Source organism: Clostridioides sp. ZZV14-6153 (assembly GCF_020657855.1).
In the GTDB taxonomy this organism is placed as follows: Bacteria; Bacillota; Clostridia; order Peptostreptococcales; family Peptostreptococcaceae; genus Clostridioides.
The window spans coordinates 1-13,069 of sequence record NZ_JAGWCZ010000012.1 but is presented as its reverse complement, the minus strand read 5'-3'; the positions used below and the strand labels follow the sequence as shown (position 1 = coordinate 13,069).

Below are 13,069 nucleotides of genomic sequence, written 5' to 3'. Positions count from 1 at the left end.
CCACAAAATCTCCATTAAAAACATTTTGAGGCATCCTTTATTTGATTTTAATATATATAAACACTTAAAATTAATCTACTGTTATTTCATATCCATGTTGATTGTATTGATTTACAATTTCTTCCCAAAGTTCTTCAACACCAGTCTTTTTTAATGAAGAAACAGGGATTACTTTTTCACTACTCTCCATTTGCAATTTCTTTCTTATAATACTTATATGCTTTTGATATTGTCCTCTAGATATTTTGTCTGCCTTAGTTGCAATAACTACACAGTTATATCCAAAATGTTTTATCCATTCGTACATAAGTTTATCATCTGCTGTAGGTTCATGTCTAATATCTACAAGTAGGAATATAGAGCATAGTTCTTGTCTACTTTCTAGATATCGTTCCATTATACCTCCCCATTTTTCTTTTTCAGATTTGGCTATTTTAGCATACCCATATCCTGGAAGGTCTACAAAATAAAATTCGTTATTTATAAGATAGAAATTTATAGTTCTAGTTTTTCCTGGTGTTTGACTAGTTCTAGCAAAGTTTCTTCTGTTAAGTAATGTATTTATTATTGATGATTTTCCAACATTTGACCTACCAGCTAGTGCTATCTCTGGTATGCCTTCTGCTGGATACTGTGATTTATTCACAGCACTCATAGTTATCTCTGAACTTCTAATTTTCATTTTTTTCACCACTCTTTAATAAAGCTTGTTCTAATACTTCATCCATATGCTCTACAAGTACAAACTCCATCTTCTCTTTTACATTTTCTGGTATATCATCTAAATCAGCTTCACACTCTTTAGGAATTAATACTTTTGTTATACCAGCTCTATGAGCTGCTAATAGTTTTTCCTTAACTCCTCCTACAGCTAACACTCTACCTCTTAAAGTTATTTCTCCTGTCATAGCTATATTACCTGGCACAGGTCTTTTAGTAAGTGCTGAAATTACTGCAAGTGCCATAGTTATACCAGCTGATGGCCCATCTTTTGGAACAGCACCTTCTGGAATGTGTATATGAATATCATTAGTTTTATAAAAATCAGGGTCTATATCAAACCTGTCCACTATTGATCTTATATAAGAAATACCTGTCTTAGCAGATTCTTTCATAACATCTCCTAGTTTTCCAGTTAATACAATTTCACCCTTTCCTTTAAGCACATTTACCTCTACTTCAAGGGTAACTCCACCAACTGCTGTCCATGCAAGTCCATTTACAAGCCCTATTTGAGGATTAATCTCTGCAAGTTGGTATTTAAACATATCTTTTCCAAGATATTTTTCTAAGTCAGACTTATTTACAACAACTTCTTCAAGTGTTGGGTCCTCAACATATTTTTTGGCAATTTTTCTACAAACTTTACCAATAGTTCTTTCTAATGTTCTTACTCCAGCTTCTCTTGTATAATGATTTATTATACTTCTTAAAGTTTCATCGTCCATTTTTATAAAATTCTCTTTTAAAGCATGCTCTTTAATTTGTTTTGGAAGTAAGTATTGTTTTGCTATATTTAATTTTTCTTCTTCTATATATCCAGATACCTCTATTACTTCCATTCTATCTAATAGTGGTCTTGGAATATTGCTTAAACTATTTGCTGTTGTAACAAATAGTATCTTTGATAAATCAAAAGGTATTTCTAAATAGTGGTCCACAAAATCCTTATTTTGCTCTGGGTCCAATACTTCTAGCATAGCTGAAGCTGGGTCACCTTTATAATCTGCTGCCATTTTATCTATCTCATCAAATAAAAACACAGGATTTTTAGTCTGAGCTTCTTTGACTCCATTAATTATTCTTCCTGGAATAGAACCTACATAAGTCCTTCTGTGTCCTCTTATTTCGGCTTCATCTCTAACTCCACCTAAAGATATTCTTACAAATTTTCTATTTAATGCTCTAGCTATTGATTTTACTATAGATGTTTTCCCTGTACCTGGAGGTCCAACTAGACATATTATAGGACCTTTAAGTGATTTAGCAAGAGTTCTTATGGCTAAATACTCTAATATTCTTTCTTTAACCTTCTCCAACCCATAATGGTCTTCATCTAATATAGCTTGTGCTTTAATTATATCTAGTTTATCCTTTGTTTCTTTATTCCATGGTAATGAGAATATAGTATCCAAATAATTTCTACTTACAGATACATCTGGAGACATTGAAGATATCTTTGAAAATTTATCAATTTCTTTTTCTATTTTCTCTTTAGTAGTTTTAGGTGCTTTTATTTTTTTAAGCTTTTCTCTATACTCATCTGCTTCAGAATTTATGTCTTCTTCCTCACCTAATTCCTTTTGTATAGCTTTTAATTGCTCTCTAAGATAGTATTCTTTTTGAACTTTATTCATTTGTTTTTTAACTCTTAAAGTTATCTTTTTTTCTATTTTTAATATATCTATCTCTTCTAGTAATATAGAATATATAAGTTCAAGTCTTTTCTTAATATCAAATTCTTCTAATATTTCCTGCTTCTGACTTGATTTTAGATAAATATTTGCAGCTATTGTATCTATAAATCTATCTACATCCTCTATATCAGCTAAAGATATTAATATTTCTGGTGATACTCTATTTCCAATGTTTATATACTCTTCAAAAGCATCAAATACATTTCTTACAAATGCTTCAATTTCAACTTCTGTTTCACTATCTAAATTATCACTATCAAAAACAATTTCTTCTATTACTGCTCTAAAGTATCCTTCTTCTTGCTCTATTTTTTTTACTCTACCTCTTGATACACCCTCAACCAAGACACGAACTGTATCTCCTGGTAATTTTATCATTTGTTTAACTTTACAAATTGTTCCTACATGATAAAAATCCTCTTCACCTGGTTCATCAACATCTGCTTCTTTTTGAGATGTTAAAAATATAAGCTCTTCATCCATCATAGCTTGGTCTAAAGCTTTAAGAGATATTTCTCTTCCTATATCAAAATTTAATATCATATATGGAAATATTGCTAATCCCCTCAAAGGGATTAATGGTAATTCATGATCTATTTTAGTATAATTTTGTTCCATCAACATTACTCCTTTTCTAGTCTAATTATTTTGCATTTTATATTATATATTTGCACATGTTAATTTTCAACATTAATGATAACTTCTTAGCATATTATATTATTATTTTATTATGATATAATATTAGTGTTAGTATACTTAGATGTTATTTATCTTTTGGAGGTTTCTATTATGTTGAAATTGTTTTTAACCTTTTTAAAAATTGGTGCGTTTACATTTGGTGGTGGATACGCTATGGTTCCTCTTATACAAGATGAACTTGTAAACAAACAAAAACTTTTAGAGCAGGAAGAATTTATCGATTATCTATCCATAGCTCAAAGTTATCCTGGAGTACTAGCAATTAATATCTCTGTATTATTAGGATATAAGCTTTATGGTATACCAGGAGTTCTTATATGTACCCTAGGCTCTGCTCTACCGTCATTTTGTATAGTCTTAGTGTTGTCATATTTATATTTTAAAAATTCCTCATCTAAAATTTTAGATGGATTTTTTAAAGGAGTTGCGCCTGTAGTAATAGCTCTTATATTGTATTCTTTTACGAGCATGTTTAAGAAACTGCCAAAGTCTAAAACTAACATACTACTATTAATTATAGCAGTTTTATCTGTTGGTGTATTCAATATAAGTCCTATTTATTTAATAATTGGAGGAGGTGTATATAGTCTATGTCAGAAATAACACTACTCTTCTTAATATTCCTTAAAATAGGAGCATTTAGTTTTGGTGGTGGGTATGCTATGCTACCATTTATTCAACAAGAATTTATATCTAAATACCACCTTATAACTAATCAAGAATTCTTAGATTTACTTGCTATATCGCAATCTACACCAGGTCCTGTAGCAATAAATAGTGCTACATTTGTAGGATTTAAAACTGCTGGTTTTTTTGGTTCTCTATCTGCAACTATCGGTGTTACAATATTTGCATTAGTAGGCTTAACCATTATATCAAAGTTATTTGCTAAGTTCAAAAATAATAAAAAAGTAGAAAATTTATTAATGGTACTTAGACCAATTACTTTAGGTTTTATACTGTCAGCCGCTTTTTCATCTGCAAAAGAAGTTAGTTGGGACTTATATGGAATAATCGCATTTGCAGTATCATTCTACCTTCTATATAAAGGGAAAATTGGCTCTATTGCAATTGTATTCGTCTTTGGTATTATAGGTATTCTACTCACATTTTTATCATAATAATACCTAATTTCATATTAGCATAAAAAAAGGAGCCTTTTAAAGCTCCTTTTCATCATCTTATGCACTTTCCTCTTGATCCTTAAGTACTATGATAGGATTTACTGAGTCTTCGTTCACAGATTTCTCTGTTACTATAACCTTCTTTATATTATCTCTAGATGGTACTTCAAACATAGTTTCCATCATTACACTTTCAACTATACTTCTAAGTCCTCTAGCTCCTGTATTTCTTTCTATAGCCTTTTTAGCTATTGCACGAAGAGCATCGTCTTCAAATTCTAGCTCAACATCATCTAACTCTAATAATTTCTTATATTGCTTTACTAGAGCATTTTTAGGTTGTTGTAGTATTTGCATTAATGCATCTTCATCCAGTAATTCTAAAGTAGCTAAAACTGGTATTCTTCCTATAAATTCAGGTATTATACCATACTTTAATAAATCCTCTGGAAGTACTTTTTCATATAACTTCCCTAAATCTAATTCTTTTTTACTTTCTATCTTAGCTCCAAACCCTAGTGTCTTATCTCCACCACGTTTTTGGATTATTCTTTCTAGCCCATCAAAAGCTCCACCTAATATAAATAATACATTAGTAGTATCTATCTTTAAAAATTCTTGATGAGGATGTTTTCTTCCTCCTTGTGGTGGGACATTTGCAACAGTGCCTTCTAATATTTTTAAAAGAGCTTGTTGAACACCCTCTCCACTAACATCTCTAGTTATAGATGGATTTTCAGATTTTCTTGCAATCTTATCTATCTCATCTATATATATTATACCTCTTTCAGCTTTTTCTATATCAAAATCAGCAGCTTGAATAAGTTTTAAAAGTATATTTTCAACATCTTCTCCAACATATCCAGCCTCTGTTAGTGATGTAGCATCTGCCATTGCAAAAGGTACATTTAAAGTTCTAGCTAAAGTCTGTGCTAATAACGTCTTACCAGAACCTGTAGGTCCTAATAAAAGTATATTACTCTTTTGGATTTCTATATCCTTGCTACTAGACTTTTTACTATATATTCTCTTGTAATGATTGTAAACCGCAACTGATAAAGCTTTTTTAGCTTTTTCTTGACCTATTACATAATCATTTAAGATATTCATCATTTCTTTTGGTTTTGGTAAAGATGTAGTATCTTCATCTATAGTATCTTCTATTTCTTCTTGAATAATTTCGTCACAAAGTTCAACACACTCATCACAAATGTATACATTTGGACCTGCAATTAATCTTCTTACTTGATCTTGATTTTTACCGCAGAATGAACACTTTAATTGTCGTTTCTCTTCGTATTTAGACATATTAACACCTCTCTCTATCTACGGTCTCTTTGTAAATACTTCATCTATTAAGCCATATTCCTTGGCTTCTGATGCACTCATGAAGTTATCACGTTCAGTATCCATTTTTATTTTCTCTAATGGCTGACCAGTTCTTTCAGATAATATTTCATTTAAAGTTTCTTTTATTTTTAAAATTCTCTTTGCGTGAATTTCTATATCTGTTGCTTGACCTTGAGCTCCACCTAATGGTTGATGTATCATTATCTCACTATTTGGTAGTGCTAGTCTTTTTCCTTTTGCTCCTGCTGCCAACAAGAATGCTCCCATAGAAGCAGCCATACCTATACATATAGTACTTACATCTGGTTTGATGTATTGCATAGTATCATATATAGCCATTCCAGAAGTTATACTTCCTCCTGGAGAATTTATATATAAATGTATATCTTTGTCTGGGTCTTCAGCTTCTAAGAATAATAGCTGTGCTACTATAAGCCCTGCTGTGGCATCATTAACTTGATCTCCTAAGAAGATTATTCTGTCCTTTAATAGTCTAGAGAAGATATCATAAGATCTTTCTCCTCTTCCTGTTTGTTCAACAACTACAGGTACTAATGCCATGGTTTCATACCCCCTTTATTCTATATAATTTACAGTAGCTTTTTTAAGCTACTGTAAATTATTTTACGCATTTAACTAAATTATATTTGCACAACATTATATACTAAACATTCTATAACGTCAACCATATTAGTTATAGCGGTTATTTTATTAAGCTATTGTTGCACTTTCAACTAATAAGTCTATTGTCTTTCTTATTTTTATTTGTCCTTTTATATCTTCCTTATCAGCATCTCTTAAAGTAGTTTCTATTTTTTCTACTTCCATATTGTAAGCAGAAGCCATTTTTTCTAATTCAGCTTTAAATTCTTCTTCTGTTGCTTCAATTCCTTCAGCTTTAGTTATTGCTTCCAATACTAGTGAAGATTTAACTAATTTTTTAGCATCTTCTTTTCTTTCTTCTCTTAATTCTTCCATAGTTCTACCAGTCATCTCTAGTAATTGTTGTAATCCAAATCCTTGATATTGTAATTGGTAGTTAAGTTCGTTTAACATATTATCTATTTGATGCTCTACCATAACTTCTGGTATTTCTATTTCTGTATTTTCAGCAACTTTTTCTACTACTGAATTTCTAATTTCTGCATCTGCTTTATTTTTTGCTTCTTCTTCTAATTTAGCTCTTACATCTGCTTTTAATTCATCTAAAGTATCAAATTCACTAGTATCTTTAGCAAATTCATCATCTAATGCAGATAATTCTTTTACTTTTACATCATTTACTTTTACATTAAATACAACTGGCTTTCCAGCTAAATCTTCTGAGTGGTATTCTTCTGGGAAAGTAACATTAACTTCAACTTCTTCTCCAGCTTTTTTACCTACTAATTGCTCTTCAAATCCTGGTATAAATGTGTTTGAACCTATAACTAAGTTATAATTTTCACCTTTACCACCATCAAAAGCTACACCATTGTCAAAACCTTCAAAGTCTATTATAGCTGTATCGCCATCTTCTAAAGCTTTGTCTTCAACACTTACTAATCTAGCATTTTTTTCAACCATTTCTTGTAATTTAGCTTCAACATTTTCATCACTTACAGTATTCTCAACCTTAGCTACTTCTATACCCTTATAGTTTCCTAATTCAAACTCTGGTTTAACTTCAACATTAAGAACCATAACTAATCCATTGTCTTTGCTTATTTCTTCTATATCTAAATCTGGATTGTCTATTGGATCTATATCTAATTCCTTGATAGCTTCTGGATAAACTTCTGGGAATAACACTTCTATAGCATCATTATAGAAGATACCTTTTCCATATTGAGTTTCTATAACAATTCTTGGAGCTTTACCTTTTCTGAATCCAGGTATATTATATTTGCCTTTGCTTTTATTATAAGCCTTATTTACTGCTGCTTCAAATTTATTGTTATCTACTGTTATTTTTAAAGTAACTTTATTACCCTCTTTTTTAATTAGTTCTGCTTTCATCCTTCTAATCCTCCTAGTGATATTTATGTAATACCCGATAATGGTATCATAATTCATTCTATTTATAATTCAACCACTTAATTATATCACATAAGTTTTTTTATTTACAAGTGTTCCATTAATATCGTTGTACTTATTTGATAAAATTTAATTTTTTGAGTGTTTTTTGCCATTTTTTTGGATAAATACACCTTTATATGCGTATTTCCTCTATATTTATGTCCTCTTCTTCTATCTCCATAATTACAAAACTCTTATACGATACTCCTCTTGGAAGTGAAGTACTTCCAGGATTTATGTAAAGCACACCATTTTTAATTTCTCTAAATGGAGTATGAGTATGACCAAATATAACTATGTCAGCATTAACCTCAGCAGCCTTATTTTCTAACATTTGTGTGCCATATTTTACACCATACTTATCTCCGTGGCATAAAAATATAGTTTTATTTGCTACTTCAAAGACAATTTCTTCTTCTATAGCATCAAAATCACAATTTCCTTTAACTGCAATAATTCCAACCTTAGTCATATTATGAAGATATCTTGAGTCTGTAAAGTTGTCTCCTGCATGAATTATTAAGTCACATTCTTCTAAATATGGTATTGTCTTTTCCATATTTTTAATCATCATATGTGTATCACTTATTATGCCTATTTTCATTACTTCACTACCCTTTTCATAAACTCTTGTTTCATAATTTTTAGTGCATTTGCTCTGTGGCTGATTGAATTTTTTATAACATTAGGTATTTCACCAAAGGTTTTATTATATCCTTTTACTATAAATAAGCTATCATATCCAAAGCCATTTTTGCCCTTTTCTTCAAAGCCTATCATTCCTTCACAAATTCCTCTCACTACAAATTCTTTTCCATCTGGAAAAACTACTGCTATTGCAGAGACAAATCTTGCATTTCTTTTACTCATTGGCACATTTTGCATGGCTTTTAATAGCTTTTCTCTATTTTCTTCATCTGTAGCATGCTCTCCTGCATATCTAGCTGAATAAACACCTGGTTTTTTTCCCAAAGCATCTACCTCTAAGCCAGAATCATCAGCTATAGCTATAAGTTTAGTTTTTCTAGCTATTGTTCTAGCCTTTATTAATGCATTATGCTCAAATGTTTTTCCATCCTCTACTATTTCTATACCTGCTAAATCAACATCTTTTAGAGAATACACCTCATATTCAAAATCCTTTAAGATTTCACCTATTTCTTCTAGCTTATGAGCATTATTAGTAGCAATCACTACTTCATTACCATAATCCATTCCTAATATCTCATCTGCTATTTCACCTAAAACTTCTCTTTGAAGTCTTATTAGTTCTTTATTCCCTTTTTCTCCTAACTCTAACAATAAATTTAAATCTTTTCTTGAAAAAGGTTTCTCTTCACCAGTACCCTGTACTTCTACAAACTCACACTTGTCAGTCATTATTATATTCATATCTACTTGTGCTTTAGAATCTTCTTCGTAACATAAATCTAGCATATGGGTTTCATTTACTATTCCAACACTAATTGCAGATACAAAATTTGTTATTGGTATTTCTTTTAATGTTTTTGCTTTATATAATTTATAGATTGCTTCAGCAACTGCTACAAACGCCCCCGTTATAGATGCAGTTCTAGTTCCACCATCAGCTTGAATCACATCACAATCTACCCAAATAGTTCTTTCTCCTAGTTTATTTAAGTCTATAACAGACCTTATTGCCCTTCCTATTAACCTCTGTATTTCTTGAGTTCTTCCGTCGATTTTTCCTCTAGATGCGTCCCTTATTTTTCTCTGTTGAGTTGCCCTTGGTAACATTGAATATTCAGCATTTATCCATCCAGTACCACTATTTCTCAAAAAAGGAGGTACTTTTTCTTCCACTGATGCAGTACATATAACCTTTGTCTCTCCCATTTCTATAAGAACAGAACCTTCTGCATACTTTGTATAATTTCTAGTAATATTTACAGGTCTTATCTGTTCATTAGTTCTATCATAACTTCTGATCATTTTTATATCCTTTCTTAATTCTTTATATTTTATAAATTTATTTTTATAAGTTTTAAGTTTATTAATCTTCTATAATGTCATTTTTCATAATCTGATAGCTTACTGAACTATTCTATCATTAATTATAGTAGTTTTCTACTAAATTAAATGACTTTTTAGCCCTCTAATACAGCTTTTACTTCATCTTTCGATGATAAAGTTAATAATTCTAAAAATCTCTCTTCATCTATAACTTTAATTCCTAAATCATTTGCTTTTGTAAGTTTAGAGCCAGCTTCTTCGCCAGCTAAAACAAAAGTTGTCGATTTACTTACACTAGATGTAGCTTTGCCACCTCTTTTTTCTATCATATCTTTTGCATCATTTCTTTTTAATGTAGGAAGTGTACCAGTCAATACTATTTTCATTCCTTCAAATATTCTTTCTACTGTTTCACCTGTATTCTCTAATGATTTTGTATTTACTCCTACACTTTTTAGTTTTTCTATGACATTTATATTTTTATCTTCCTTAAAAAACTCAACAACACTATTTGCCATTATACCCCCAAATTCTTCTAAATCTTCTAATTGCTCACTTGTTGCAGAAATCACATCATCTAAATCTTTAAATTTTGAGGCAAGTATCTTAGCTGCCTTAACACCTATAAATTTAATTCCCAAACCATTTATAAGTCTCCATAAATCATTTTCTTTTGACTTTTCTATTGAATTTATTAAATTATCAGCAGATTTTTCACCCATTCTTTCTAAATCAACTACATCTTCCTTTTTTATATAATATAAATCAGACACATCTTGAATTATTTTTTCATTTAGCAACAATGTAATTATAGATTCTCCTAAACCATCTATATTCATTGCATCTCTTGATACAAAATGTATAATCCCTCTTCTTATTTGAGCAGGACAAGACATATTTATACACTTTACAGCAGCTTCTCCTTCTAATCTTACTGTTGGTTCTGAACAAACAGGACATTTTTCTGGCATTTTAAAATCTACTTCTTCTCCAGTACGAGCTTCTTTTATAACTTCTAAAACTTGAGGTATTATATCTCCTGCTTTTTGAACCAATACTGTATCATTTATTTTTATGTCTTTCTCTTTTATATAGTCTTCATTATGAAGTGTTGCTCTACTTACGGTAGTCCCAGCAAGTCTAACTGGTTCAAGTACTGCTGATGGTGTTATTGTACCAGTTCTTCCAACTTCTACTATTATATCTACTATTTTAGTTTTTTTCTTTTCTGCTGGAAATTTATATGCAATTGCCCATCTTGGACTCTTTGCAGTATATCCCATCTCTTCCCTTTGTTTTATATTATTTACTTTTATTACCATTCCATCTATCTCGTATTCTAAATTACCTCTATTTTCTGTCCAATGTTCAATATGTTCAATAACTTCATCTATATTTTTACAAACTTTATAACTTTGACTTACTGAAAAACCTAGTTTTTCTAAATATTCTAAGGATTCACTATGACTCTCTAAAGTATAATCTTCTATATTTTCCATATTAAATACAAATATATCTAATGGTCTCTTTGCAGTTAATTTCGAGTCTAGTTGTCTTAATGAACCTGCTGCAAGATTTCTTGGGTTAGCAAATAGTGGTTGTTCCTGTTCTTCTTGTTGTTCATTCACTTTTCTAAAATTATCTTTTGATATATATACTTCTCCTCTAACTATTAACTCTTTTTTTTCATCTATTTTAAGAGGTATACTTTTGACAGTCATTAAATTTTGAGAAATGTCTTCTCCTACAACTCCATCACCTCTAGTTGCTCCTTTTTCAAATGCTCCATTATTATAGGTAAGACCTACTGAAAGCCCATCTATCTTAAATTCAACAACATATTCAACACTGTCTCCCACATATTCCTGAACTCTCTTATCAAAATCTCTCAAATCTTGCTCTGAAAAAGCATTTGATAAACTCAGCATAGGAGTTTTATGTACAATTTGATTAAATTTATCTAATGGCTTACCTCCTACTCTATTTGTTGGAGAATCAATTCTCTTTAGTTCTGGATTTTGTTCTTCCAAAGATATTAGTTCTTTCATTAGCTTGTCATATTCATAGTCAGATATCTCTGGGCTATCTTGGTTATAATACCTTTCATTATGATAGTTTATTTGTTCTATAAGTTTATTAATTTCATTTTTAACGCTCACTCTTAGCACCTCTTCATATTTTTTAAATTGAATCATTTTAAAATTTCCCTATAATTAATTATTTCCTATTTATATATTTTTTAGTATATCACTTTTTTGACTTTAAATTTATTACAAAAAAAACTCTTATAGTATCTCTAATAACACTAATAAGAGTTTTTTATTTTCATTAGAATTTTTACATATTTAATAGCCTTTTGATATATCAACAACATTATCTACAGGTTTATTTTCTATTATATAATGTTTTAAATTATTATAGACCATATTAAATGTTCTCTCTTTATTTTTATCAGACACCCAAGAGTTATGAGGAGTTACTATAACATTTTCACTTTCCCATAGTTTATTATCTTTACTTAAAGGCTCACTTTCAAATACATCTAATGCTACACCTCTAAACTTCTCTACACAATCTTCTAAATCTTTCTGATTAACTGTGTTTCCTCTACCTACATTAATAAATACAGAACCTTCTTTCATAAGGTTAAACATATCTTTATTTACTATTCCATCTGTACTCTTTGTAGAAGGCATTGCTACAACTAATATATCACATTCCTTAAATACAACATCCATATCTTCAGTAGAAAAACACTTGTCAAAGTATTTTTTGTTGCTTCCATCAGTATTGACTCCCCATATTTCTACACCAAAGGCCTTTAACCTTTTAGCTGCTTCTGATGATATAGTTCCTGTTCCAAGAAATCCAACCCTTTGACCATATAATTCTGATACAGAAAAATCCATTTTCCATTCTTTATTTTGCTGTTGTTTAAAAAATTTTGCACTATTTTTATAAATTTCTAAAATATACATAACGATGCTTTCACCAATAGGTATACTATACCCTCCCCTATTATTAGCTACCTTGATATCTCTTTTTAACACATCTTCTTTTGGGATTTGGTCTATACCTACACTTGTTGTTTGTATATATTTTAAATTTTCCATTTTAGAAATATCTAATCTGTCAAAAGGATTATATGTAACTAGCACATCTGCAGTGTTTACATCTTCATTATTTTCTATACTATCTTCGGAATAATGTATAACATCATATCCTAATTCATTTATTTTTTTAAATTTTTCTTCTCCATAATTTATTGTAAATAATACTTTCATTTTACTTTCCTCCATCCACTTGTATTAAGATTTTTATATCTTACAGTATAATATGATACTTAACACATATTAGGTGAACTACCATACACTTAACTACCTACGGTAATGTTTGAAGTGGTGGCTTCTTGGTCAAGATAACTATTGTTATCAGTATCTCCAAGCT

11 protein-coding genes are annotated in these 13,069 nt (G+C 30.0%); 2 read left to right on the top strand and 9 right to left on the bottom strand.

From position 1 onward, the window contains the following. Positions 1-70: 70 nt before the first annotated feature. The gene (gene yihA / locus KGF46_RS14100) at positions 71-682 is read right to left on the bottom strand and encodes a ribosome biogenesis GTP-binding protein YihA/YsxC (protein WP_009891775.1); all 612 of its coding nucleotides are present in this window, start codon (positions 680-682) and stop codon (positions 71-73) included. After that, positions 672-3,035: an endopeptidase La gene (gene lon / locus KGF46_RS14095; protein WP_227828276.1), complete on the bottom strand. Its 2,364-nt coding sequence runs from the start codon at positions 3,033-3,035 to the stop codon at positions 672-674. The genes yihA and lon overlap by 11 nt, the downstream gene beginning before the upstream one ends. Positions 3,036-3,206: 171 nt before the next feature. Here lon and KGF46_RS14090 point away from each other — a divergent pair, with 171 nt between their 5' ends. Both KGF46_RS14090 and KGF46_RS14085 read left to right on the top strand, forming a co-directional pair. After that, entirely contained in the window at positions 3,207-3,719 is a 513-nt protein-coding gene (locus KGF46_RS14090) for a chromate transporter (RefSeq protein ID WP_227435756.1), read from the top strand. After that, a complete protein-coding gene (locus tag KGF46_RS14085; RefSeq protein WP_227842455.1) occupies positions 3,707-4,237 on the top strand; it encodes a chromate transporter in 531 nt (176 codons plus the stop codon). The genes KGF46_RS14090 and KGF46_RS14085 overlap by 13 nt, the downstream gene beginning before the upstream one ends. A 60-nt stretch (positions 4,238-4,297) precedes the next feature. On the opposite strand, the gene clpX is transcribed toward KGF46_RS14085, so the two are convergent. From clpX to KGF46_RS14050, 7 genes are all read right to left on the bottom strand, one after another. Further along, the gene (gene clpX / locus KGF46_RS14080) at positions 4,298-5,548 is read right to left on the bottom strand and encodes an ATP-dependent Clp protease ATP-binding subunit ClpX (RefSeq protein ID WP_227842457.1); all 1,251 of its coding nucleotides are present in this window, start codon (positions 5,546-5,548) and stop codon (positions 4,298-4,300) included. An 18-nt stretch (positions 5,549-5,566) separates the two neighbouring features. Beyond that, complete coding sequence (gene clpP, locus KGF46_RS14075) at positions 5,567-6,151, bottom strand: ATP-dependent Clp endopeptidase proteolytic subunit ClpP (RefSeq protein WP_227435751.1); 585 nt, start codon at positions 6,149-6,151, stop codon at positions 5,567-5,569. Positions 6,152-6,301: 150 nt separating this feature from the next. Then, a complete protein-coding gene (gene tig / locus KGF46_RS14070) occupies positions 6,302-7,588 on the bottom strand; it encodes a trigger factor (RefSeq protein WP_227828274.1) in 1,287 nt (428 codons plus the stop codon). A 193-nt stretch (positions 7,589-7,781) separates the two neighbouring features. Continuing rightward, positions 7,782-8,252 (bottom strand): metallophosphoesterase, encoded by a 471-nt coding sequence (locus KGF46_RS14065; protein ID WP_227828273.1) that lies wholly within the window; start codon positions 8,250-8,252, stop codon positions 7,782-7,784. Further along, entirely contained in the window at positions 8,252-9,601 is a 1,350-nt protein-coding gene (rph, locus tag KGF46_RS14060; RefSeq protein WP_227862092.1) for a ribonuclease PH, read from the bottom strand. Before rph ends, KGF46_RS14065 begins: the two co-directional genes overlap by 1 nt. 155 nt (positions 9,602-9,756) lie before the next feature. After that, positions 9,757-11,781 (bottom strand): NAD-dependent DNA ligase LigA, encoded by a 2,025-nt coding sequence (ligA, locus tag KGF46_RS14055; RefSeq protein WP_227828271.1) that lies wholly within the window; start codon positions 11,779-11,781, stop codon positions 9,757-9,759. Positions 11,782-11,967: 186 nt separating this feature from the next. After that, positions 11,968-12,906 (bottom strand): phosphoglycerate dehydrogenase, encoded by a 939-nt coding sequence (locus KGF46_RS14050; RefSeq protein ID WP_227828270.1) that lies wholly within the window; start codon positions 12,904-12,906, stop codon positions 11,968-11,970. Positions 12,907-13,069 lie beyond the last annotated feature (163 nt).